At 74.4% G+C, this 23,729-nt stretch carries 21 protein-coding genes, 1 tRNA gene and 1 pseudogene; 16 read left to right on the forward strand and 7 right to left on the reverse strand.

Annotated features, from left to right (window positions below; translation table 11 throughout):
* Positions 1-110 precede the first annotated feature (110 nt).
* On the forward strand, positions 111-629 hold the full coding sequence (locus tag ACFVVU_RS03230; protein WP_387788142.1) for a DUF4240 domain-containing protein: 519 nt from the start codon (positions 111-113) through the stop codon (positions 627-629).
* 31 nt (positions 630-660) lie between these two features.
* Here ACFVVU_RS03230 and ACFVVU_RS03235 read toward each other — a convergent pair whose 3' ends face one another.
* The gene (locus tag ACFVVU_RS03235) at positions 661-1,596 is read right to left on the reverse strand and encodes a CAP domain-containing protein (RefSeq protein WP_380685567.1); all 936 of its coding nucleotides are present in this window, start codon (positions 1,594-1,596) and stop codon (positions 661-663) included.
* Positions 1,597-1,794: 198 nt separating this feature from the next.
* Here ACFVVU_RS03235 and ACFVVU_RS03240 point away from each other — a divergent pair, with 198 nt between their 5' ends.
* From ACFVVU_RS03240 to ACFVVU_RS03265, 6 genes are all read left to right on the forward strand, one after another.
* Complete coding sequence (locus ACFVVU_RS03240) at positions 1,795-2,961, forward strand: AAA family ATPase (protein ID WP_387788144.1); 1,167 nt, start codon at positions 1,795-1,797, stop codon at positions 2,959-2,961.
* Positions 2,958-3,392, forward strand: a complete 435-nt coding sequence (locus tag ACFVVU_RS03245; RefSeq protein WP_387788146.1) for a hypothetical protein — start codon at positions 2,958-2,960, stop codon at positions 3,390-3,392. Before ACFVVU_RS03240 ends, ACFVVU_RS03245 begins: the two co-directional genes overlap by 4 nt.
* A complete protein-coding gene (locus ACFVVU_RS03250) occupies positions 3,389-5,077 on the forward strand; it encodes a hypothetical protein (RefSeq protein ID WP_387788148.1) in 1,689 nt (562 codons plus the stop codon). Before ACFVVU_RS03245 ends, ACFVVU_RS03250 begins: the two co-directional genes overlap by 4 nt.
* On the forward strand, positions 5,074-7,941 hold the full coding sequence (locus ACFVVU_RS03255) for a bpX6 domain-containing protein (protein ID WP_387788150.1): 2,868 nt from the start codon (positions 5,074-5,076) through the stop codon (positions 7,939-7,941). The genes ACFVVU_RS03250 and ACFVVU_RS03255 overlap by 4 nt, the downstream gene beginning before the upstream one ends.
* 115 nt (positions 7,942-8,056) lie before the next feature.
* Positions 8,057-8,596 carry a hypothetical protein gene (locus ACFVVU_RS03260; protein WP_380688163.1) on the forward strand — a complete coding sequence of 180 codons (540 nt, stop codon included), beginning with the start codon at positions 8,057-8,059 and terminating at the stop codon, positions 8,594-8,596.
* 14 nt (positions 8,597-8,610) lie between these two features.
* On the forward strand, positions 8,611-9,462 hold the full coding sequence (locus ACFVVU_RS03265) for a LysR family transcriptional regulator (RefSeq protein WP_387788152.1): 852 nt from the start codon (positions 8,611-8,613) through the stop codon (positions 9,460-9,462).
* Positions 9,463-9,539: 77 nt separating this feature from the next.
* On the opposite strand, the pseudogene ACFVVU_RS03270 reads toward ACFVVU_RS03265, so the two are convergent.
* Positions 9,540-9,665 (reverse strand): annotated as a pseudogene (locus tag ACFVVU_RS03270) (TetR/AcrR family transcriptional regulator); the annotation flags it as partial.
* Positions 9,666-9,678: 13 nt separating this feature from the next.
* Positions 9,679-10,521: a MerR family transcriptional regulator gene (locus ACFVVU_RS03275; RefSeq protein WP_387788156.1), complete on the reverse strand. Its 843-nt coding sequence runs from the start codon at positions 10,519-10,521 to the stop codon at positions 9,679-9,681.
* A gap of 122 nt (positions 10,522-10,643) precedes the next feature.
* Between ACFVVU_RS03275 and ACFVVU_RS03280 the strand changes: the two genes are divergently transcribed.
* From ACFVVU_RS03280 to ACFVVU_RS03290, 3 genes are read left to right on the forward strand one after another with little or no spacing between them, the layout of a single operon-like run.
* A complete protein-coding gene (locus tag ACFVVU_RS03280; protein ID WP_387788158.1) occupies positions 10,644-11,117 on the forward strand; it encodes an RrF2 family transcriptional regulator in 474 nt (157 codons plus the stop codon).
* Between the two features lie 59 nt (positions 11,118-11,176).
* A complete protein-coding gene (locus tag ACFVVU_RS03285) occupies positions 11,177-12,397 on the forward strand; it encodes an MFS transporter (protein WP_387788160.1) in 1,221 nt (406 codons plus the stop codon).
* Positions 12,394-13,065, forward strand: coding sequence for an HD domain-containing protein (locus tag ACFVVU_RS03290; RefSeq protein WP_387788162.1), 672 nt, complete (start codon positions 12,394-12,396; stop codon positions 13,063-13,065). The genes ACFVVU_RS03285 and ACFVVU_RS03290 overlap by 4 nt, the downstream gene beginning before the upstream one ends.
* Positions 13,066-13,073: 8 nt before the next feature.
* Here the strand turns inward: ACFVVU_RS03290 and ACFVVU_RS03295 are convergent, their stop codons facing one another.
* Entirely contained in the window at positions 13,074-13,400 is a 327-nt protein-coding gene (locus ACFVVU_RS03295; protein WP_355359280.1) for a hypothetical protein, read from the reverse strand.
* 189 nt (positions 13,401-13,589) lie between these two features.
* On the opposite strand from ACFVVU_RS03295, the gene ACFVVU_RS03300 reads away from it, so the two are divergent.
* Positions 13,590-14,441, forward strand: coding sequence for a helix-turn-helix domain-containing protein (locus tag ACFVVU_RS03300; RefSeq protein WP_387788164.1), 852 nt, complete (start codon positions 13,590-13,592; stop codon positions 14,439-14,441).
* A 13-nt stretch (positions 14,442-14,454) separates the two neighbouring features.
* Complete coding sequence (locus ACFVVU_RS03305) at positions 14,455-14,652, forward strand: DUF397 domain-containing protein (protein WP_387788165.1); 198 nt, start codon at positions 14,455-14,457, stop codon at positions 14,650-14,652.
* Between the two features lie 39 nt (positions 14,653-14,691).
* Here the strand turns inward: ACFVVU_RS03305 and ACFVVU_RS03310 are convergent, their stop codons facing one another.
* Positions 14,692-16,008, reverse strand: coding sequence for a serine hydrolase domain-containing protein (locus tag ACFVVU_RS03310; protein WP_387788167.1), 1,317 nt, complete (start codon positions 16,006-16,008; stop codon positions 14,692-14,694).
* Positions 16,009-16,284: 276 nt separating this feature from the next.
* On the opposite strand from ACFVVU_RS03310, the gene ACFVVU_RS03315 reads away from it, so the two are divergent.
* Entirely contained in the window at positions 16,285-17,733 is a 1,449-nt protein-coding gene (locus tag ACFVVU_RS03315; RefSeq protein WP_387788169.1) for an MFS transporter, read from the forward strand.
* A gap of 396 nt (positions 17,734-18,129) precedes the next feature.
* The gene (locus ACFVVU_RS03320; protein WP_387788171.1) at positions 18,130-20,676 is read left to right on the forward strand and encodes a collagenase; all 2,547 of its coding nucleotides are present in this window, start codon (positions 18,130-18,132) and stop codon (positions 20,674-20,676) included.
* Between the two features lie 72 nt (positions 20,677-20,748).
* Here the strand turns inward: ACFVVU_RS03320 and ACFVVU_RS03325 are convergent, their stop codons facing one another.
* Both ACFVVU_RS03325 and ACFVVU_RS03330 read right to left on the reverse strand, forming a co-directional pair.
* Positions 20,749-21,087 (reverse strand): ArsR/SmtB family transcription factor, encoded by a 339-nt coding sequence (locus tag ACFVVU_RS03325; RefSeq protein ID WP_380689977.1) that lies wholly within the window; start codon positions 21,085-21,087, stop codon positions 20,749-20,751.
* Positions 21,088-21,303: 216 nt separating this feature from the next.
* Positions 21,304-22,833: an FAD-binding protein gene (locus tag ACFVVU_RS03330; protein ID WP_387788172.1), complete on the reverse strand. Its 1,530-nt coding sequence runs from the start codon at positions 22,831-22,833 to the stop codon at positions 21,304-21,306.
* 319 nt (positions 22,834-23,152) lie between these two features.
* Between ACFVVU_RS03330 and ACFVVU_RS03335 the strand changes: the two genes are divergently transcribed.
* A tRNA-Tyr gene (locus ACFVVU_RS03335) sits at positions 23,153-23,232 on the forward strand.
* Positions 23,233-23,335: 103 nt separating this feature from the next.
* Complete coding sequence (locus ACFVVU_RS03340) at positions 23,336-23,635, forward strand: YciI family protein (RefSeq protein ID WP_387788174.1); 300 nt, start codon at positions 23,336-23,338, stop codon at positions 23,633-23,635.
* Positions 23,636-23,729 lie beyond the last annotated feature (94 nt).

The following is a 23,729-nucleotide window of genomic DNA, read 5'->3' on the forward strand; positions in this document are numbered from 1 at the left end:
ACATCCGCCGGCTGTTCGGTGAACCTGCCGGTGGGTCTGACCGGGGCCGATTGTCGGTGGCGCGTGCCAGGATCCGTTCCGACGCACCTTCGCAACGGAACGGAACGACCGTGAGCACCATCGCCATCGACGGGGCACCCGCCGAGCTGTCCTGGGAACGCTTCTGGCAGCTGATCGACCTGATCGGCGGTGAGCCCGCCGTCGCCGTCTGCGCCACCTTCGACGCCGGCTGCGAACGTCTCACCGAGGCGCTCGCCGCCGGACCGGTGGACGAGATCACCGGCTTCGGCGAGCGCCTCGCCGAGGCCCTGTACCGGCTCGACCGCGAGGAGTACGGAACCCAGCTCGCCGCGGACCCGGACGACCCGAGCGACCGGCCCCTGCCGCTGAGCGACGACAGCTTCCTCTACGGCCGCGCCGCCGTGGTCGCCGCCGGTCGCGCCGCGTACGAGCAGGTGCTGGCCGACCCCGCGCTGTTCGCCCGCCACTCCTTCCGCAGCGGTGAGCCCCTGCTCCACGCCCCCGAGGAGGCCTACGAGACCGCGACGGGGGAGGAGTGGGACCACCTCACCCGCTACGACTACGAGTCCTGCTCGAACCGCGAGGGTTGGCCGGACCTCCGGGCGTAGGAGGTCCGGCCGGCCCGTCGGGGGACGCGTCTCAGCGGGTGCCGAAGTCGGCGTTCCAGGAGGCCGCGCCCACCTGGGAGAGCCCGACCTCGGCGTAGTCGCCGACCATGATCGTGAGGTGCGGGGAGGAGTTGACCCAGCCGTCGAAGGCGGCATCGATGCTGGTGGGACCGTAGAAGGCTATTTCGCCCCAGGCCCGCGCGTTGTACCCGAGACCGCGCGCGACGGCGTCCGAGGCGCAGAAGTGGCCGGAGACGTGGCGCTGGTCCATCTGGGCGGCGTTGCACTGGGCGGCCTGGGAGAGCGTCGGGTTGAGCCGCACCGGCGCCTTGCCGTACCGGGCGCGCAGTTCGTTGAGGCGCTGGAGGAAGCGCTGCTCGGCCGGGGGAGACGGGGGCGGGGTGGTGCCGGACGGCACCAGGTCGAACCGCTGGGACGCGCTGCCGTCGCAGGTCTCGACGGTGACCTCGCGGTCCAGGCCGTGGTAGGTCAGACAGCGGTTGTCCCGGGCGTTGTGCAGATACGTTCCGCCCTCGGCGGCGTCCTCCAGGGTCCACTGCTGGTTGTCGCCCGCCCACCAGTGGATGAACTGCGTCGTCCGGCCGTCGTTGAGGTCCATCTCGATCACGCGCTCGGTGCCGTTGACGGAGCGGACGAAGTCGACCCGGCCGTTCGGCTTGTTGGAGATCCAGAACCGGGTGGAGGCGTCCTGGTAGCCGCGCGCGACGATCCGCGAGCCCTCCCCGTCCGCGGTGGCCAGCGCGTGGTGGTTCTGGTGGTCCTGGATCGTGATCGTCTGCTCGACCACGGCCGTCGCCGCGGCGCCCGCCGGTGCGGCGGCCGTGGTCGTGGCGCCCGCGGGTGCGGCGAGCACGGCCAGGCCGCTCACGGACAGCGTGCACGCGGCGAGAGCCAGCCTCGCCAGTCGGGCGCCGACGCCGGTGGCCCGGGTGGAGGTGTCTGACACGGGGTTCCCCTTCGGTTCGATGGCCCGCGTCCGGTCGGGGCGGCGGGCCCGAGCAGGACACCAGCGGCGCGTCTACAACCGGTCAGCGATCCGTAGACGCCGCGGGCGGGCGAAGCCCCCCGGGGGCGCGGGTCGCGGCCGGGGCCGACGGAAACCCGCTGGTGACGGCAGGTCCGGGGCCCGTAGACTCCGGTGCTCGTGACCCACATCAGCACCCCGCCCGACGCCCGCTCCGCCGCGCTCCGACCGGACGCCGAACTGATCGGCGCCGCCGTCGCCGCCGCCGGGCGCGGCACCGTCGACCGCGAGACGGTCGCCGAGGTGGTCGCGCTCTGCGCCGTCGCGGGGGAACACCTGCTGGTCGTCGGCCCGCCCGGCACCGCCAAGTCGCAGGCCGTGCGCCGGGTGGCCGGGCAGCTCGGCGGCCGCTACTTCGAGTACCTGCTCGGCCGGTTCACCGAACCCAACGAGCTGTTCGGCCCCGTCGACCTGCGCGGCCTGCGCGAGGGCCGGGTCGAGTTCGAGACGGCGGGCATGCTGCCCGAGGCCGAGATCGCCTTCCTCGACGAGGTCTTCCTCGGCTCCACCGCCGTCCTCAACACCCTGCTCGGCCTGCTCAACGAGCGGGTCTTCCGGCGCGGCGGCACCGTCCTCGCCAGCCCGCTGCGGGTCTGCGTCGGCGCGGCCAACCACCTGCCGGAGGACCCGGCGCTCGCCGCCTTCGCCGACCGCTTCCTCGCCCGGGTCTTCGTCGAGCCGGTCGCCGACGCCCGCCTTGAGGAACTGCTGGAGGCCGGACGGCGGCCCGCCGCGCCCGCTCCGGCCGCCGGCGCTGACGTGCTCGGCGCGCTCGACCGGCTCACCGCCGCCGCCCGCGGCTGCGACCTCGACGCCGTCACCCCGCTGCTCGCCACCGCGCTGCGCCGACTGCGCGCCGCCGGCGTGCCCGTCGGCGACCGGCGGGCCGTCCGCTCGCAGCGGCTGGTGGCGGCCGCCGCCGTCCTGGACGGACGGGACGTCGCCGGTGCCCGCGACCTGTGGGTGCTGCCGCTGATCGCCCCCACCGCCGACACCCAGGCGCTGGCCCGCGACACCCTCGGCGACCTCATCGAGAAGGCCGCCAACGAATCCCTCACGCACGCCGCCGAGGAGCTCTCCCGCAGCACCGCCGCGCGCGCCGAACGCCTCGCCCGCACCGGCGCCGCCCTGCTCGCCGAGCACCGTGACCTCCCCGAGGGGCGCGACTCCCGGCTCCGGCTGGAGGCCGCGCTGCGCGAGATCGACGCCGGATTCGCCCCGGCCGACCTGCCCGCCGCGCTCGCCGGCATACGGGCCGAGCTCGTCGCGGCGGTCGCGCCCTCGTGACGGCCGCCCCCGCTCCGCTCGCGCCGCCCGCCGTGGCCCTGCGCTGGGAGCGCCGCGAGCCGCCGCTGCCCGCCGCCGCCGTGCTCGCCGTCGGCGCCGCCGTCCCCGCGCTGGCCGCCGCCACCCGGGAGCGGCTCACCGACGGCGCGCGGCTCGGCGTCCTCGCCGACGACACCACGCTGCTCGTGCTCGGGGCGGAGGTCGACCTCCCGTGGGCGGACGGCGCCCGCTACCTCGGCCAGGACGGCGAGCTGCTCGTCCCCACCACCGCCCGCCCCCGGCCCGCGCCCGCCCTGTGGCGCACCGCGCTGGGCGCCGAACCCGGCGACCTCTGCGTGCTCGTCCCCGGCCACGCCCTCGTCGCCGCCCGGCCCGCCCCCGCCACCGACCCGGACGCGCTCGCGCCTCTCTCCGGGGAGCCCGCGCGATGACCGCCGCCCCGCTGCCGGCCGGACTGGCCGCCTGGGCCGGTTCGCTGTCCGCGCTCACCCCCGAACTCGCCACCGCCCTCGGGCCGTTGCTGCGCCGCCTCGACGTACTCGTGGGCGAGCGCGAGCCGGTGACCGACGGACCGGGGGAGCCGGACGGCCTGGGCGGGCTCGGCCGCTCCGGGCGCCCCGACCAGCTGCTGCCCGCCGAGTGGCTGCTCGCCGAGGAGTACCCCGAGGAGTTCCTGCGCCGCTTCGTCGACCGTGAACTGCTCTACTTCGCACCCGAGTTCCATTCCACCGCGGCGCGCGGCCGGACGGTCGCGATGGTGGACACCGGCCCGTCGCAGGCCGGCGCCGGGCGCCTCGTCCAGCTGGCCGCGCTGCTGGTGCTGCACCGCCGGGCCACCGCCAGGGGCGGTGAGCTGCTGGTCGGCGTGCTCGGTGACGAGCCCGTGCACTGGTTCGGGGGCGAGCCCGCCGAGCTGCTGCCCGCCTGGCTCGCGGCCCGCCGCACCACCGAACCGACGCCCGAGGACGTCGAGTTCGCCGCCGCCACGCTGGACGCCGCCGACCGGGCCTGGGTGCTCACCTCGCCCCGGCTCGCCGACCGGCTCCCCGGCCTGCCCAGGGTCCTCGCGAGCGAGGCGACCCGCTGGGGCTCGGCGGGCGCCACCCATGTCACCGTCCGTCTTGACCGCGCGGAGTTCGAACTGCCGCTGCCCGCCGCCGACATCGCCGTCCGGGCGCTGCGCGGAGCGGAGTTCCGGCGCGCCGCCCCGAAGCCCGTCACCCCGTCGCCGGCGGCGGCTCCGCCCGGGCGGGGGCTGCCCACCTTCACCACCGAGGCGCCGTTCCTGCTCGCCCGCGGCCGGGACGCCGGAACGCTGCTCGCCGTGGACGTGCGCGACATCGAGCGGCGGCACGGCGGCGTCGTAGGGCCCAAGGCGCACCGCGTGAACGGCCAGGTGATCGCCGCCGGACGGCACGGCCGCCGGCTGATCGCTCTGCACCTCGCCCAGGGCCGGGTGCTCCGGTACGTCAGCGGCCGACCGCTTGCCGGTCCCGCGGAACTCTCCGTCGAACCGGCCGAACTCGGCCTGGACGAGGGCTTGGTGGCACGCCTCGCGGGGCGCCCCGTGCTGCCGCTGCTGCGCGCCGGGGACGATCTGCTCCTCCCGGTCGCCGGACGCTGGCGCCGGATCGCCCCCGATGGCACGGTCACCGACGACGGGCCGGTCGGCCGGGGGACGGAACGCGAGCGCGGCTTCGACCGGTTCCGTGAGCCGCGCCTGGTCGAACGCGCCCTGCTGCCGGAGGCCGCGCAGGCGCGGCACCTGGTGCACGCGGGCGGGACGGCCGCCTGGTCGGAGGACGGCAAGCACTGGACGGTGTGGACCAGGCTCGGCGACGAGCGGCGGCTGGCGTTCCGGGAGAACGCCGAGGTGCTCGGCCTGGTGCACGACGGCCGCGAGCCCGCGCTGATCACCTGGTCGGCGGGCGGCCGCCTGATCCGGGCGGTCCGCGCCGACGGCGTCCGCACCCTGAGCCGGTTCTCCGGCGGCACCGTCCCGCCCGCCGTGCACCCCGCCCTGCCGCTGATCGCGGCCGAGACCTCGTCCGGGCGGATCGTCGTCGGCGACGCCACCACCGGCCGGATCCACCACCTGTTCGGGAGCGACGAGTGAACGCCGCGGGCTTCGTCTTCGACGTGCCGCTGATCGGCCCGGCCGAGGCCGCCGACCGCGTTCTGGCGCTCTGGTGCGACGGTGCGATGCTGCGCGAACTTCCGGACGGACGCTGGCTGCTGACGCTGCCCGAGCCGGTCCGGATGCGCGCCGACCGGCCCCTCGGCCTGCCGCTGGAGCGCACCGGAAGCGGTGCGCTGGCCGCCCCGGGGGCCTCCTCGGAGGGCGCCGGCCCCGGTCATCTCGTCCTGCTGCAGGCCGGTCTGACGATACGTCAGATCATCGGCGAACTGCCGACGGTGGACCCCGCCGACTGGCTGCTGCTGAGCGGACTCACCCTGCACCGCCCGCGCCCGCTCGGTGTCGCCCCCGCCCCCCGTGCCGAGCACGTCGAGGAGTCCCTGCCGCCGTTGCCCCGCCCGGACCTGCGGACGGCGGCCGGCATCCGGCCGCCGTCCGACCGGGCCCGTCGGCTGACCGCCGAGGAGCCGCCCGCCACCGGCGCGCGCTCGCGGCGGCAGCGTGGCCCGCAGCTCGCCGTGGACCCCCGCACCGCGAAGGTCATCCTCGCCCTGACGGTGGTGCTGCCGCTGGTACTCGTGGTGCTCCACGGCGTCGGACTCCTCGCGGACGGCGGCCTCCACCCGGGCCGTGTGGTGGTCGTGGCAGCCGTCTCGGGCGCCGTCTACGGACTGCTCTTCGGTAGAAGGGCCACCCAGGAGGGGGGCGGCGGCACCGCAGGCACCCCCACCGGTGGGCCGGCCGCGCCGCGCCGCACCGGTCGCCCGTGGCTCGGCGACCTGCTGGCCCGCCTCACCCTGCGCACCCCCGCCGCCCACCTGCTGCACGGCCGCCACGCCCGCTACCTGCGCGAGCTCACCCGGGCCTTCGAGCAGCACCGCTGGGAGGACGCCCTGCGCGACGCCTTCCCGCTCGCCGCCGGGCAGCAGACCGCGGCCACCGCCCGCGGCTGGCTCACCCTCACCCTGCCCAAGCGCTTCACCGGCCCGCTGCGCCCCACCCCGGCGACCGGCGGCCGGACGGTGACGAGCCCCTTCCACGGCCCCACCGCCCACGCCCACCTCACCGCGCTCTACCGCGCCGCCGCCGAGCGCCTGGAGCAGCAGGGGCGGATCGACGAGGCCGCGTTTGTCCTCGCCGACCTGCTCGACGCGCCCGCCGAGGCCGTCGCCCTGCTGGAGCGGCACGACCGCCGCACCCAGGCCGCCGAACTCGCCGAGGGCCGCGACCTGCCCGCCGACCTGGTGGTCCGCCTCTGGTGGCAGGCCGGCGAGCACGAGCGCGCCGTCCGCACCGCCCACCGCCGGGGCGCGTTCGCCGCGGCCGTCGACCGCCTGGCCGCCGTCGACCCGCGGGCCGCCCGCGCCCTGCGCGCGGCCTGGGCCGAGCACTGCCGCGCGGCCGGCGACCGGCTCGGCGCCGTCGAGGCGGCCTGGCCGGACGCGGCGCTGCGCCCCACGCTCGCCGCCGACCTGCGGGACGCCGTCGCCCTCGGCGGCCCCGTCCGCGGCCGCGCCCTGCCGTACCTGCTGGCGCTGGGCGCCGGCGACGCCACCCGCGCCCTGGCCCGCGCCGTCCTCGACGGCGACGGCGACCCGCACACCACCGGCCGCTCCGCCCTCGCGGCCGCGCTCGCCGACCTGCCGGCCGCCGACGTGGCCACCGACCGCGAACTCGCCACCGCCGCCGCCCGGGCCGCCGTCCGCGACGGCGGCTTCGGCGGTGCCGACGGCAGTGGCCCGGGCGGCGCGGCCGAGAAGGCCCTGTTCGACGGACTGCTGCGCCGCGCCGACCCGCTGGCCGCCGCCGACCTGGCCCGCCCCCGGCCGCTGCCCCGCCTGCGCACGGCCGCCCCCGCGTACACCGCCGCCGACCGTCCGGGCACGCTCCCGGTCCTGGACGCCGCCCTGCTCGCCTCCGGCTCCGTACTGGTCGCCTGCGGCCAGGCGGGCGTGCGGCTGCTCGCCCTCGACGGCCGCACCCGCGCCCGCTGGGACACCCCCGCCGACCGGCTCGTCCTCGCCGACCACGGCGGCAGCGCGCTGCTGGTCGCCGACCACGGCCCGGAGTCGAGCGCCTTCGCCCGGCTCGACCTCGCCACCCGCACCGTCCGGCCCTGGACCACCCTGCGGGCCCGCCGGGTGGCGCCGTCCTTCGACGGCCGGCATCTGCTCGCCGAGGACGAGGGCGTCCTCGTCGTGCTCGACACCCTGACCCCGCGCCCGACCGCGGTGTGGCGCGAACTCGGCGGCGAGCAGCGACTGTTGGGGGGCATCACGCGTACCCCGGGCGGCTGCGCGGCCGTCGTCCGCTCGCCGCTGCCCGACGGCTCCCCGCTCACCGAGGTGTGGCGCTGGGACCTGCCCGGCTGGGAGCTGCGCGGCCGGCTGCGGGTGGACGACGCCCTCACCGGCGCGGCCCTCACCGGCGCTGCCCTCGCCGAGGAGCCGCTCGCCGACGTTCCCCTCGACCCGGTGGCCCTGGCCGCCGGCAGCCTGCTCACCGCCTTCGCGGGGGAGTCGGAGCACACCCGCCTGCGCTGGACCTCCGACCTCCCCGCCGTCGAACTGGGCGTCGACGGCCGGGCGTTGACCGGCCCCGCCGCCGACGGCGAGCACTGGGCGCTGGCCGTCCCGGAAGGGGCGGACCTGCGCGTCCACGCCGGCACCGGCCCGTCCGCCGCGCCCGCGCTCACCCTGCTCGTCCGCGACGCCTCCGATCCCCGGATCGGCGTGCGCCGTCACGCCGGCACCGTCACGTACTGGCACCGCTCCGGACGGGTCCTCGCCACCTCCGCCGACGGCACCGCCCTCCTCGTCAACCTCCGGGTGACCACCGGCTGACGGGCCGCCACCCGCCTCGTCGGCGAGCAGAAGGATTCGGCGGATTCCCACCCCGGGGAGGACTACCCTACGAACATGCGCCGCTACCCAGTGCGGCCGGTTGAGGAGGATTCCCGTGTCGTCTCCCTGTGACCCCGCCTACGCCCGCGCCGGCGATGTGAGCACCGCCGTCATGGTGATGGACTCGCGACTGAAGGCCATCTACGACGGCAAGAGCGGCACCGACCCCGAACAGCAGCGACTGGCCGACGAGTTCGCCGCCTCGATGGGCCCGGAGGACGCGGACGCGCTGCTCGACGGGGTCTGCACGCTCATCTACATGTACATGGACTGGCTGCGGACGGTCTGCGAGCGCCATGACAAGGACGTCATCGAGCACGTGGTGCCCACCCTGGTGGCCACGATGCGGATGATGCCCAACACCTTCCGCCGCGAGGTCATCCCCACCATGGCCGGCCTCCTCATCGCCTCGGGCACCGGCCTGAGCCCCAACCTGTGGCGCGCCCAGTACGGCGACTGGACCCGCGCCGAGATGAACCCCCTGGAGGCCACCGCCGTCCTGCTGGCGGAGCAGATCAACCGCATGGTCGGCGACGACCAGGAGTTCGCCACCCGCCTGATCACCGACGCCCTGGCCGTCACCGACGACAACTGACCTATCGTTGCGGCGTGGAGCTACGGACCCTGCGCTACTTCGTGGCCGTCGCCGAGGAACTCCACTTCGGCCGGGCCGCCACCCGACTGCACATCAGCCAGCCGCCGCTGAGCCGGGCGGTCAAACAGCTGGAGGCCGACCTCGGGGCCCTGCTCCTGGTCCGCTCGCCCAGTGGCGTCACGCTCACCCCGGCGGGCGCGGTGCTGCTCGACGAGGCGCGGTCCCTGCTCGACCACGCCGACCGCGTCCGCCTCCGCGTGAGCGCGGCGGCCGGTTCCGCGGCCATCGCCGTCGGCATCCTGGGCGACGGCACCGACCCGGCGGTGGCCAGGCTCGCCGCCGCCTACCGCCGGAACCACCCCGGCGTCGACATCCGCATCCGCGACACCGACCTGACCGACCCGACCTGCGGCCTGCGCGCCGGACTCGTCGACGTCGCCCTGACCCGGGCACCGTTCGACGAGACCGCCCTGACGGTGCGCACCCTGCGGACCGATCCGGTCGGCGTGGTCCTGCGTGCCGACGACCCGCTGGCCCGCCACGACCGGTTGCGGCTGGCCGAGTTGGACGGGCGCCGCTGGTTCCGGTTCCCCCGGGGCACCGACCCGGTCTGGCAGGCGTACTGGCACGGCGGCACCCCGCGCGAGGGCCCGGTCGTGCGCGCCGTCCAGGAATGCCAGCAGGCCGTGCTCTGGAACGGCACGATCGGCCTGGCCCCGCTCCGGCACGACGTACCGGCGCAGCTGACCGTCGTGCCGCTGACCGACATGCCGCCGAGCCGGGTGGTGGCGGTGTGGAACGAGGGCGACACCAACCCGCTGATCCGCTCCTTCGTCGAGATCGCGACAGCCGCGTACTGCCGTTAGCCGGCGACGCGGGCCGGCTACCCGTCCGGGTCCCGTCCGGGTTCTCGTCCGGGTGGAGGGCGTCGAGGACGAGGGTGGAAGCCGTACAGGTAGCTGTCGATCAGTGAGACCGCGTGCGCCGTCATCGGCACGGAGAATCCGCCGGCGCGCGGCGCGCCGATGACGGCGTCGTGGTGGCGAAGGGGCGCAGGGCCGGGCTTGGCGGAGACCGCGGACTCAGCCCTCGTCGGGCTCCGCGATCGGCCAGGCGATCTCCAGGCGGTTGTCCGGGTGGTCCGGCGTGCCGGTCCAGCGGCGGTAGATCATCCGGGCCGGGCCCCCGAAGGCGAAGCCGTGCTCGGTGATCCAGCCGGCGACGGCGTCGTACGCCCCGAGGATCCGCGGGAACGTGGCGGCCTCGCCCTCGACCTCCGTGCACGCGAGGGTGCTCGCGGGCAGCTCGCGCACGGCCATGCCCTCGGGCAGGTCCGTGGGCTGCGCGCCGTCCTCCCGGAACGGCAGGCACGCCTCGACGAGCGTCGCGTTCTCGTCGTCGCACACTCCGTGGAAGCGGACGAAGGCGGGCCCGGCGAAGGTGAGCGGGCCGCGGCCGGCGACCGCGTACATCTCCTGGTACGCGTCGCGCAGGAAGGCGTCCAGCCCGGAGTTGTCCAGGGTCGCCCCGCGGACCAGGATCCGTTCGGCGGCGCCCTGGCGGACGGTGACGCGGTGGGTCATCTCTGCTCCTTCGGTCAGTCGGCTCAACAGGCTGTGGACCACGGAGCGCTGCACCTCCAGCCGCCGCTCGGCCGCCCGCAGCTGCTCCCGCAGGGCGGTGGCGAGCCCCTCCTCCTCGCCGAGCAGCCGGCTCAGCTCCTCGACCGGGATGTCCAGTTGCCGCAGCGACCTGATCAGCTGCGCCGTCCGCACCTGGTCACGCCGGAAGTACCGGTAACCGCTCACCGGGTCGACGAACGCCGGCACCAGCACGCCACTGGCGCCGTAGTACCGGAGCGCGGTGACCGAGAGGCCGCTGGCCTGCGAGAACTGCCCGATCGGCAGCAGGTTTCTCCTGTCCACGGCAGTGACTGTGCCGTCTCGTGCCACCTGAGAGTCAAGCCCGGTGACCCCGGGGCAACCCCGGAGCGGGCCGGCGCGGGGTGATGGGGGTTAACGGGACATGTAGTATCCCGATTGTGCTGATGGGTGAAGGCGTGGAGTGGGGCCTGCACTGCTGTCTGGCGTTGGCGTGGCTCGATGAGCAGGCGCCGATTCCCGCCGGGCGGCTGGCGGAGATCTTCGAGCTGCCGCCGGTGTATCTCAAGAAGCGGCTGCAGCCGCTGGTCAAGGCCGGTGTGCTGGTCTCGGTGGCGGGCGCGCGCGGGGGGTACCGGCTGGGGCGGGCGCCCGAGCGGATCACGCTGATGGACGTCGTCGCGGCCGTGGAGGGGGCGACCGAGGCGTTCCGCTGCACCGAGATCCGGCGGCGCGGTGCCGGCGTGGAGGCGGTGGGCGGGGAGTTCGCGAAGCCGTGCGGGGTCGCCGGGGCGATGCGGCGTGCCGAACTCGCCTGGCGGCGGGAGCTGGCGGCGCAGACGATCGCCGACCTGCTCGCCGTGAGTCCGCCCGGCGCTCCGGACCGGATCCGCCGCTACCACGAGCGCCTCGGGTCCTGACGGCGCGTCGACGACCGGCCCGGCCGAGCGGCCGGGCCTTCCTGTGGAGGGGAATCGGGATGTTCAATGTCTCGTTAAGCGGATCGAAGAAGGCCAAGACGCCGGGCGAGGCGCCCGGGCGGGACGTGCTCGGCGCCGTCCCGGCGCTGGCGCTCGGCACCTTCGCGGTCGGCACCGACGCCTTCGTGGTCGCCGGCTTCCTGCCCGAACTCGCCGCCGACCTCGGCGTCCCGACGGCCACCGCCGGGCAGGCCGTCACCGTCTTCGCCGCCTCGTACGCGCTGCTCTCACCGGTGCTCGCCACCCTGGCCGCCCGGCTGCCCCGCCGCCGACTGCTGGTCGGCGCGCTCGTCGGCCTCGCGCTCGCCAACCTCGCCTCCGCCCTCGCACCCGACTTCGCCGTGCTGCTCGCCTCCCGGGTGGCCGCCGCGGCCGCCGCCGCGGCGTTCACGCCCAACGCGGGCGCCGTCGCCGCCTTCCTGGTCCGCCCGCAGCGGCGGGCCCGGGCGCTGGCCGTGGTGGTGGGAGGGCTCACCGTGGCGACCGCGCTCGGCGTGCCGCTGGGCGGCCTGGCCGGCCAGTGGACGGGATGGCGCTGGGCGCTCGGCGCGGTGGCGGGGCTGGCCCTGCTGGTGGCCGGGGCGGTCGCCGTGCTGCTGCCGTACCTGCCGGGCAACCCGCGCGTTCCGCTGCGCGAACGCCTCGCGGTGCTGCGCCGCCCGGCGGTGCGGGCGATCCTGCCGTTGACCGTGCTCGGCATGGCGGCCGCGTACACGGTGTACGCGTACAGCGTGCCGGCGCTGGCGGCGGTCGGCCTGACGGCCCGCGACACGGCGTGGGCGCTCGGCCTCTACGGCGTCGGCGCGATCCTTGGCAACCTCGCGGCCGGGCTCGCCACCGACCGCCTGGGCGGCGTGCGGGTGCTGACCGCGGGCTACGTCGTGATGGCCGCCGGACTCGCCGGCCTCGGTGCCCTCGCCGCGACCGGCACGCACGCGCCGGCGCTGGTCGGACTGCTCATGGTGGCCTGGGGAGCGGGCAGTTGGTGCCAGACGCCCCCGCAGCAGCACCGCCTGATCGCCGCCGCGCCGGGGGAGGCGCCGCTGGTGGTGGCGCTGAACTCCTCCGCCATCTACACCGGCATCGGCACCGGTACCCTGATCGGCGGCCTGACCGCCGGCCCGGGGGCGACCACGATGTACGTGGCCGCCGCCGGACTGGCGCTCCTCGCGCTCGCCTACCTGTCGCTGACGGCAGGAGAACGGACCACCACCTCGTGAACGACGAACTGGCGCTCCCCGGCACGGATCTCGCGCGGCACACCCTGGCGTTCGCGCGGAGCCTGCTCCCGCCCGCGCTGTGCCACCACAGCGTGCGGACCTACCTCTACGGACGTCTCCTCGGCGAGCGCCGCGGACTGCGGCCGGACCACGACTACGACGACGAACTCCTCTTCCTGGGCTGCGTCCTGCACGACTGCGGGCTCAGCGCGGAGGGGAACGGCGACCAGCGGTTCGAACTGGACGGCGCCGACCTCGCCGTCCGCTTCCTGGCGGGGGAGGGGGTGGCGGCGGACCGCACGGAGGTGGTGTGGGACGCGATCGTGCTGCACATGGACCGGGAGGTCGCCGAGCGCAAGCGCCCGGAGATCGCCCTCGTCGCTCTCGGCGCGGGCTTCGACCTGGGCGGCGGCCCGGACAGGCTCCCGCCCGGCTTCGCGGACCGCGTCCACCGGACGCTGCCGCGCCTGCACACGGCGGCGGTGCTGCACGACGCCATCGTCGGCCAGGCGCTCGAAAAGCCCCGGAAGGCACCGCCGTTCACGATGCAGGGCGAGCTCCTCCGGCAGGCGACCGACGGGAGCCGGCCGTCCTGGGAGCAACTCGCCCGGTCGGCGGGGTGGAACGACTACGAGGGCTACCGGCCCGCCCCGCCGACCGCGAACTGAGGCGGGCTTCAGGCGGCTTCCAGCCGGTCGAGGGCGGCGGCGCCGGGCTGCGTGAGCCACACGAGTCTGCTGGTGAGGTCCGGTCGCGTCGTGAACAGCCGCAGCGCCCGCTCGGGCGAGGCGAGCGTCATGCGCGTGTGCCCGTCGATGCTGACGACGTGGGCCGGCCCCTCTTCCGTGGCCAGCCCCCAGGCGACCACCCACCCGTCGGCCTCCTCGCCGTCGGGCCGGTGAACCTGGACGACGGCGAACAGCTTGGGGGCGGTGTCGTGCACCAGTTCGCACAGTTCCCGATCGAACGGCGAGTGAGGGTTTTGCGGGGGCGCAGCGGGCATGGAAGTCTCCTACCTGAGGGGAGTCGGACGCGACGCCGCCGTCGCAGAAGGGGCGGCGAGCGGCCCTGACGCAGCATCAAAAATAGCCAGCCGGTAGTATGTAGTCCACCGCATCTGGGGAATTCATGGCGCCGCCACTCCCATGGGTGAACGCCGCCGGCCATGGCGTCGGAGGGAAGGGAGCAGCGGATGCCGCCCAGCAAGATCCCGCCGAGCATCCGGCAGCGGAGGCTCGGGGCGGAGTTGCGCCGGTTGCGCGAGCAGGCGGGCCTGTCAGTCACGCGGGCCGGGGAGCTTCACGGCACCCAGCAGTCCCGCATCAGCAACATCGAATCCGGCGGATACCCGGTGAGCGCGGACCGCGTGCGGGCGCTGGCGCGCCTCTACGGCTGCGCCGACGACACCCTGATCGAGGCGCTGACCGGCATGACCGGCGGCCGCACGCGGGGGTGGTGGGAGGAGTACCGTGAGATCCTCCCGGCCGGGGCACTCGACCTGGCGGAACTCGAACACCACGCGACGTCGATGCGGATCGCGTCCGCCATCCACATCCCGGGCCTGCTGCAGACCGCTGAACATGCTCGTGCGTTGTTCCGGGATGTTGTTCCACCCCTTTCCCCGCCCGAAGTCGAGCATCTGGTCTCGCACCGCATCAAGCGACAGGCGGTGCTCCATCGCGAGCGGCCGATACCGTTGTCGGCGGTCGTCCACGAGGCGGCGTTGCGGATCGGCTTCGGCGGTCCGGAGGTCGCGCGTGTGCAGTTGGAATACTTGCTGAGCGCGAGCGAGCACCCTCACATCGAGCTGAGGGTGATCCCGTTCGGAACCGGTAGCTACCCCAGTTCGGGTGCTGGGATCGTGTACTTCGTCGCGGAGGTCGCGCGATTGGACTGTGTTCAGGTGGACGGGGACCGCTCCGAGTTCGTCGACACCGAGCCGCAACTCATCAAGTACCGGGCTGTGATGGATCGGCTGGAGGCGAGCGCGCTCAAGCCGGACCCGTCTCGCGACCTCATCCGCCGTATCGCCCAGAGCATCTGAGACAGGAAGACCCATGGCCGCTCACACCTGGCAGAAGTCATCCTTCAGTGGTGACGCCGCCAACTGCATCTACCTCGCGGGAACTCCGGAGGGTGTCGTCAAGATCCGGGAGAGCGACGATCCTGATGTCGTCATCACGACGACACCGGATCGGCTTCGTGCCTTCATAGGTGGCATCAAGGCGGGGGAGTTCGACCACCTCGCGCGGTAGTCGTGGCTCTTCTCCCGCGGGCCGGGCGGCGGGCCGGCGTCAGCCGATGCCCGCCGCGGCCTCGATGGCGAGGTCGGGGCTGGTGAGGGGGAAGGTGAGAGGGCGAGGGCCCGGCGCCGTGAAGGCGGTCGCGCCGGTCGGCGGGTCGCACAAGGTCTTGGCCACCAGCGAGCCGATGGCCTCGTTGCTCGCGGAGGTGTCCCTGCCCAGGAACGGGTTGTGCGAAAGGGCGAGCTGGCGGCGCCCGTCGCGGCTGCCGAGCAGCAGGGTGCTCCAGCCGGCGAGGCTGCCGTCGTGGCCCCAGGCCGGCTCGCAGCCCGGGCCCAGGTCGAGCCGGAGCACGCCGAGTCCGTACCGGCCGCCCCCGATCGTGGTCGGCACGGTGTTCGTCAGGGCGGCCATCTCGGCCGGGCGCAGCAGCTTGCCGCCGAACAGCGCGGCGTGAAAGCGGTCGAGGTCGGACGTGGTGGAGATGCCGTTGCCGGCCGCGTCCACGAGGCTGGGGTTGAGCCGGGTGATGTCGGCGGGGCTTGTCGGCATGTCGACGTACGCGTGGGCGTGGGGGCCGCCGAAGCCGGTCTCGGAGCCCGGGAACAGTGTGTCGTCCAGGTGCAGGGGCCGGACGATCCGGCGCTCGACCTCGTGCTGCCAGGTGTGCCCGGTGACCTTCCGGACGATCATTCCGGCGAGGACGTAGTTGGTGTTGGAGTAGTGCCAGCTCTGCCCGGGCGCGAAGTACGGCGGGTGCTCGGCGGAGACCGCGGCCAACTGCTGCGGCTGGTAGTCCCGATAGCGCCACGTCCCGTACACGAAGTCCTGGAGGTCAGCCTCGGTGCGGACCTGGAAGCGCTCGTCGTCCGTGTAGTTGAACAGGCCGCTGGTGTGGTTGAGGAGCTGCCGGACGGTGATCGCCCCGCCGTTCGGCACGACGCCCGGCAGGTGGCGCTCGACAGGGTCGTCCAGCCGGAGTCGGCCCTCGCCGACCAGCTGGAGGACGACCGTCGACACGAAGGTCTTGGTCACGCTGCCGATTCGGAACCGGCCGTCCGACCCGGCCGGCTGCCCGGTGGCCAGGTCGGCGGTCCCGGCGGCGCCCCGCCACGGGGAGCGGCCGGGGATGCGGATCTCCGCGAGCGCGGCGGTCATCCCGCCGTGGTCCACGAGGTCCCGCAGCTCCTGCTGTCCGTCGACGCGCGGGCGACCTTCCACAGTGGACCCGGTTCCGGCGGCGGGGGCGTCCGCCGCCACCGCTGCCGGGGCGAGTGTGACGACGGTGGCCCCGGCCAGGGCGACGGCGGCGAGCCGCTTCCCCAGCCGGCCACGCCGGTGCGATGTCCGAGCCTGAACGATGGTCATGGTTCCCGCCCCTTCCCGCCCGGCGGCCCCGGGCCGTCAGCCCCATGATCGCACCCGCCGTACGCCCCGCACGTCCTCCTCCGGGGGCAGCTCCGTGCACCGGCGGCGGGGGTGACACCGAATCAAATCATCGTCAGGTTGCTTGACTTGGTCTTTCGGCCCGGCCGTGGCGCCGGCCTTGGCGCCGGGGCGGACCGGCGTTGCCTGACTGTGCGATAGTACGTAAATATGCGTACCATCAGTCATGGTCTCACCGAGATCGAGGAGCACCTCCGCATGCCCGTGACACCGATCGCGCCCGCCCGCCCGGGCTGGACCCTGGTCCTGCTGGCCCTGGGGCAGACCGTGTTCGCCCTGGACCTCAACATCGTCTTCGTCGCCCTGCCCGAGATCGGCACCGACCTCGGCTTCCCCGGCCAGACCCAACAGCTCGTGGTCAGCGCCTACGTCGTCTTCGCCGGGGGCTTCCTGCTGCTCGGGGGCCGCGCCTGCGATCTGCTCGGGCGGCGGCGGGTGTTCGTCTGCGCGCTGGTGCTCTACGCGCTGTCCTCGCTGGCCGGTGGGCTGGCCCGGTCGCCCGAGGTCATCGTGGCCGCCCGGGTCGTCCAGGGGATCGGCGGGGCGCTGCTGCTGCCGTCGATCCTCTCGCTGGTCAACACGCTGTTCGAGGAGGGGCCGCGGCGCAACCGCGCCCTTGCCGTGTGGGGCGGCGCGGGCGCCAGCGGGCTGACCCTGGGTGCGCTGCTCGGCGGCGTGCTCACGCAGGGCTTCGGCTGGCCGGCGGTGTTCTTCGTCAACGTGCCGCTGGCCGGGGCCATCGCGCTCGCCGCCGTGTTCGTCATCCCGCCCGACCCCGCGCGGACCGGGCGCCGCCGCTTCGACCTGCCGGGGGCGCTGACCGTGACGGCGGGCGCCACCCTCCTGGTCTTCGCGCTGGTCGAGGGCCCCGAGCGCGGCTGGGCCGACCCGTGGATCCTCGGCGCCCTCGCCGCCTCGCTCGTCCTGCTCGCCGCCTTCGCCGTGATCGAGACCCGCAGCGCCGACCCGCTGATGCCCTTCCGGCTGTTCCGCAACCGCAGCCTGAGCGCCGGTGCGGCGATCACCTTCCTCTACATGGCCACCTTCGGCGTCCTGCCGTACTTCCTCACCGTGCTGCTGCAGAGCGTGCACGGCTACAGCGCGCTGCAGAGCGGACTCGCCTTCCTCGCCCCCTCGCTCGCGATCGCCGCCGGCACCCAGCTCGGCGAGCGGCTCACCACCCGGGCCGGCCTGCGGCCCACCCTGCTCGGCGGGTTCGCGGTCGGTGCCGTCGGGACGGCCGCGCTGGCCGCGGGGTTCGACGCGGACGCCGGCTACCTCGCGCTGCTGCCCGGGCTGGTGGTCTCCGGGCTGGGCCAGGGCGTGGTCTGGACGGCCATGTGGATCGCGGCGGCCGCCGGCACCCCCGCCCATGAGCAGGGCATCGCCGGCGGCGCCGCCTCGACCACCATGAACCTCGGCAACGCAATCGGCCTCGCGCTCTTCACCGCCGTCGCCGACGCGGGCACCGACGGGCTGAGCGGCGAGGGGCTGGCCCGCGCCACGGCGGACGGCGGGTTCCTGGTGGTCCTGCTCACGGCGGCGGGCATGCTGCTGGGCCTGCTGTTCGCGCTGACGCTGCGCCCGGCGCGCGCGGACGTCGCCACGGCCGTTGCCCCCGACTGCCCCATGGCCGTGTCGGGTTGACCGCCCCTCGCGTGGGCGGCCTGGGGCCGGACGGTGCTTCCACCGTCCGGCCCGGGCCGTCCGTCGTCCCCGGACCCGGCCGGTCACCCCGCAGGCCGCCCGGCCGGTCGCACCGCCCGGGGGTCGGCCAGGAGGGGGCGAGTTCCGCGGAACGCAACCGTCGCCGCGCACCGAACCGGCCCGGAGGGCGCTCGTGATCACTTGGTGTGATCAAGTGAATTCACTGAATGGCTCGGCTGAATAACGATGCACATGTGACATGTCACAGGCTATTGATGCGCGGTCGGTCGTGTGAGACGGTTCGTCACGCGCTTCGACGGCCTCTTCCCCCCACGCCCGAGGCGCGTTCATATGCCCTTCCCCCACGAAGGAATGACGATGCGTCCACTCCCACGCATGCCCAGACTGCTGTCCGCAGTCGCCGCGGCAGGTGCCACTCTGCTCGGCATGGCCGCCGGCCCGAACCTGGCAGTCGCCGCCCCCACTCCCGCACCGGCCATATCGAGCCCGCACCAGCCCGCCGGCAGCTCTTCGGAGGTGCCCGGCAGCCCGTTCGCCGATCCCGAGAGCCCGGGCGCGCCTCAGTCCCGTCCGCTCACGGCCGCGCAGCTGCCGCTGGTCAACCCGCTGTCCGTCACGGCGCCGGCGGAGACCGGCGCGGACCAGGGCCTGGCCAAGGCCGCACCGCGCGCGCTCGCGGCGGGGCCGGTCACCGCCCAGTCGTGCACCCCGGCCGACTTCGCCGGCAGGACCGGGGCCGCCCTGGTGTCCTACGTCAAGGCCTCGACCCCCCAGTGCATCGGCTCGCTGTTCTACACCGCGGGGAGCCCGTACGCCTCGGCGCTGTTCCGCCAGGGCCAGATGGCGACGATGGCCGACGCCTTCCAGAGCGCCGCCGCCTCCTACCCCGGTGACAACTCGGCCGCCACCTGGCAGGTCGTCCTGTACCTGCGCGCGGGCTACTACGTGCAGGACAAGGACCTCGCGCACGTCGGCCCCTACGACGCGACCCTGACCGCCGCCGTGACGCGCGGCATCGACGCCTTCCTGGCCGGCCCGCACGCCGCGGACGTCACCGACGCGAACGGCCAGGTCGCCAACGACGTCATCATCCTCACCGACAGCGCCGGTCAGCAGGGCCGCTACCTGAACACCTACCGGCAGGTGCTGAACGGCTACACCAGCGCGTACGACGGCTCGAAGAACCTGCTCACGTACGTCAACAGCGCCCTCGGCGCGCTGGACCGGGGGCACGAGAACAAGGCCTTCGTCGACGCGGTGACCGCGGACCCGGGCATCGTCGACACCCTCGACGTGTTCACCCGCACCCACCACGACCTGCTCGGAACCTACCCCGGCTTCCTGGTCTCCAACGCCGGCATCGAGCTGACCCGGTTCGTCAAGTACCCGGCGCTCCAGGCCAGGATCCGCCCGCTGGCCAAGGCCCTGCTCGACAGCTCGTCGATGACCGGCCCCACCGCCCCGCTGTGGGTCGGCACGGCCAACGCGGCCGCCTTCTTCGACAAGGACCAGTGCTCCTACTACGGCGTCTGCGACCTGAAGCAGCGGCTGACCAAGGCCGTGCTGCCGATCAGGCAGACCTGCAACGCCACCCTCACCGTCCTGGCCCAGGACCTCACCGCGGCCGAACTCGCCGCCGTCTGCGCCGACCTCAAGGGCGAGGACGCGTACTTCCACGGCCTCGTCCGCGACAACGGCCCCATCCCCGGCCAGTACGAGTCGTCCGTGCAGCTCGTGGTCTTCGCGAGCCAGGCCGACTACCAGACCTACGCCGGCGCGATGTACGAGGCGAACACCAACAACGGCGGGGTCACCCTGACCGGGACCCCGAGCGACCCGGCCAACCAGCCGGTCTCCCTCATGTACCGGCATCCGAACGAGAACGGCTTCACCGCCCGGATCTGGAACCTCAACCACGAATACGCCCACGTCCTGGACGCCCGCTACAACCTCAAGGGCGGCTTCACCCAGCAGACCAGCGTGCCCGACCTGTGGTGGATCGAGGGCGTCGCCGAGTACGTCTCCTACACCTACCGCGGCGTCACCGACGTCAACGCGGTCGCCCTGGCCCCCAAGCACACCTACGCGCTCAGCACCCTGCTCCAGAGCACGTACCTGAACAGCGACGTGGTCCGCACCTACCACTGGGGCTACCTGGCCGCCCGCTACATGATCGAGCGCTTCCCGGGCGTCGTCCAGACCATGCTCGGCTACTTCCGCACCGGCGACTACGCCCGCGCCTACGCGTACTACAACGGTATCGGCACCGCCTACGACGCCGACTTCACCAGGTGGGTCGACACCTGCGCCACCGACACCTGCCTCACCGCGGGCACCCCGAAGGCGGCCTTCGACGCCGCGGTGCGCGGCCTGAACGTCCAGCTGACCGACCGCTCCACCGAGACCGCCGGCAAGGGCAGCATCACCGGCTGGGCCTGGAACTTCGGCGACGGCACCACCGGTACCGCGGCCTCCCCGGCGAAGTCCTACCGCGCTGCCGGGACCTACACGGTCACCCTCACCGTCACCGACAGCAACGGCAAGACGGCCACCACGAACCGGACCGTCACCGTCACCGCGCCGGCCGCCCCGGCGGCCTGCACCGACCCCGACGCCCGGAAGCTGGACTACAACTGCTTCCGCGCCGGCCGCTCGGCCGACGCCGGAAGCTTGGACCAGATGTACATCTACATGCCGGCCGGCACCACCACGCTGACCGTCTCCACCACCGGTGGCACCGGGACCGCCTACCTCTACTACAGCCCGGACCGCTGGGCCTCCACCACGGACTACGCCGCCTCCTCCACGAACAGCGGCACGACCCAGACCGTGACCGTCACCAACACCACGGCCGGCTACCGCTACATCACCCTCTACGGCAAGACCGCCTTCAGCGGCGTCACCGTCACCACCCAGTACTGACGCGGCGACCGGCCACCGTGTGAACGGCCCGGGGCGGACGGCCTTCCACCGTCCGCCCCGGGCCGTTCGGCGTCAGTCGGCGGCGGGCTCCTGCCGTTCGTCGTCGCGGGCGCCGGACAGCACGGCGTCGAGCAGGCCGGGGTAGCGCGCGTCGAGGTCCTCGCGGCGCAGGTGGAGGAGGTTCTCACGACCCGAGGGCTGCTGGTGGATGACACCGCTGTCGCGCAGCACCCGCCAGTGGTGGGTCATCGTCGACTTGGCGGTGATGCCGATCGCGGCGAGCACGCTCCCGCAGTTGTGCTCCCCGCCGCCGTCCAGGACGCGGACGGCGGAGAGTCGGACGGGGTTGCCGAGAGCGGTCAGGACGTGTTCGATCCGGATCTGCTCGCGGGCGGGATGGCGGTAGCTCATGACCCCACCGTAACGCGAGGGTTGACGGCGGCCACCGGCCCGGCGGTGCTCGGTGCCGGGGTGCGGGCGGGCGGGCGTCGATCGCCGCCCGCGCACTGGGGGCGCGGGGGCTCCGGGAAGGCGTGCGCCGTTCGCGGCGCGCCCGTCGGCGGCTGGTGGGACGCCCGCCCGCCGCACACCCGGAGGCGGGGTGCGGCGGACCGGACGTCGGCGGGCTCAGGAGTGGATGCCCTGGCCCGGTGTCAGGATCCCGGCCGGGTCGAAGCGGTGCTTGGCGGCCACCGCGCGCCCCCACTGGGTGCCGTAGTGGCGGCGCCACTCGGCGGGCGTCACGTCCGGGATCGCGCCGATCAGGTACCGCTTGCCGCCGAGCCGGACCGCCAGGTCGTGCAGCCGGCGGTTGCGCCGCAGCGCGGCGGCGTGGTCGGCGCCCGGGAACGGGAAGGACAGCAGATCGAAGTGGAAGCCGACCGGCTCCTTCGGCATCACGGTCATCGGGCGGGTGAACACGTCGGTGCGGAACGGGTAGAAGAGCAGCAGGCCGGCGCCCAGGTCCTCCGGCGTCAGCATCGCGGTGGCCTCGCGCATGAACGTTTCGGTGGTCGAGGCCGGCAGGAACAGGCTCAGCCACGGCTTGGGCTGCGACCAGAGGCCGGCCCCCTTCAGGTACCCGGCGAAGGCGTCCACCCGGAACGCGTACTCGCGCGCCGTCTGGTCGACGAACGTCGTGTCGGCCGCCACGCAGCGCAGGCCGCGCACCAGCTTCGCCCGGTCCGGCGCGGCGGCGCCGTCGTAGTGGACGACGCCCTCCACCTTGTACCGCCAGCCGGTCCCGGCGGCGTTGCGCGAGACGTCGCCGACGTGCAGGTCGAAGCGCCGCTCCAGCATCAGCTTCCGCTGGTCCGCGAGGTAGTCGGCCAGGTCGTCGTAGAACAGGTTGAGCACCAGCGCCCGCTCGCGGGCCCGCACCAGGCGCAGGGTGGCCCGGACGATGATGCCGGCCTGGCCGCCGCCGCCCAGCACGGCCTCGAACAGCTCGCGGTTGGCGCTCGCCGAGGCGGTCACCAGCTCACCGGTGCCGGTGACCACGTCCACCGACTCGACCGTGTCCACCTGGAAGCCGAAGCGCTGCACGCCGCCGCCGATGCCGCCGACGCTCAGCGTGCCGCCGACCGACAGGTGGAGGTAGTCCGTCAGGCTGGGCGGCATCCAGCCCTGGGCGAGCGCGGCGTCGGTCAGCTGCGCCCACGTGACGCCCGCCTCGACCACGGCGCGGCCGGGGGCGATCCGGACGATCCGGTTCAGCCCGCGGGCGTCGATCGCGACGCCGTCGGGCGCGGCGGCCTGGCCGTAGCTGGAGTGCGACTCCAGCTCGGCGGCGCTGCCGGTTCCGCTCTGGCCGTTCATCGCGACCGGGATGCGGTGGCGGCGGGCGAAGCCGACCACCGTGGCGACGTCGCGCACCGAGCCCGGGCGCAGTACGGCGCGCGGCGCGGCCGTCACCAGGTGCCCGAAGTCCCCGCCGAACCGGGCCAGCGTCCCGGTGTCGGCGACCATGCTCCCGTCGAGCGGGGGCAGCGCGGCGAGGGAGGCGTCGGCGGAGGCTCCGGCCGCCTCGGCGGGGGCGTCGGCGGCGGCCCCGGAGGGGGTCTCCACGGCCCAGGAACGGCCGACGGTGTTCCAGCCGATGACGGTGGCCGCCGCGCCGACGATCACGCTGCGACGGGGCAGGGATGACTTGCTCATTACAGATAACTCCGATCAATCGTCATATGAGCAGTGTTGTATCGCAGTCAGCACGTACACGCGCAATAGGCCGGACCTGAACGCTTCGGTGACGTTCCGTCCCGGGCGTCACCGCGGCAGGGACGGGGGCGGTCTACACCACCTCCGGTGCGGGCGCAGGATCCGGACAGTCGCGACACTTCATCGCCATGTCCCTGACCAGCGGAAAGCGTCGGCTGACGGGGCGTCGGCGGCCGGGCGCGGTGGCCGGAAACCCGGTTGTCCGGCTGTGCTGATCGAGAGAGAGTGGAGTCGTCGGGATCAAGGGAACGACAACCGAGGGCGAGCTGGGCCTGGGAGAGCCCAAGGGCCTGTAAAGCCCCCGCTTCGGCTGTGGTGGTTCGAATCCATCCTCGCCCACCTCGGACCGCCCCGGGCCGTACCACGGCCCGGGGCGGCGTGCGTCTTCCGTCCCGGCGGGCAGCCGACCGGCACCGGACCGGTAGCGGATAGGCTCGGCCGCATGTTCGTTCTGGAGCTGACCTACACCGCACCGCTCGACCGCATCGACGCTCTGCTGCCCGCCCACGTCGAGTGGCTCGGCCGGCACTACGAGGCCGGTGCCTTCCTCGCCTCCGGCCGCAAGGTGCCGCGCGACGGCGGCATCATCCTCGCGGTGGGGGAGGACCGGGCGGCGGTCGAGGCGCTGGTGCGTACGGACCCGTTCGCCGTCGAGGGCCTGGTCGAGTACCGCGTGACGGAGTTCCTCGCCACCACCGTCGCCCCCGTCCTGGAACCCCACCGGCAGCAGCTCCCCGCCTGATCCCCCGCCGGATCCCCGTCCGATCCTCCGTCCGGTCGTCCACGGGTCCGGGCCGTCGCCCCGCCGATGCCGCGCCACCGGCCCGGACGGCCCG

Source organism: Kitasatospora sp. NPDC057965 (genome assembly GCF_042887135.1).
Lineage (GTDB): Bacteria > Actinomycetota > Actinomycetes > Streptomycetales > Streptomycetaceae > Kitasatospora.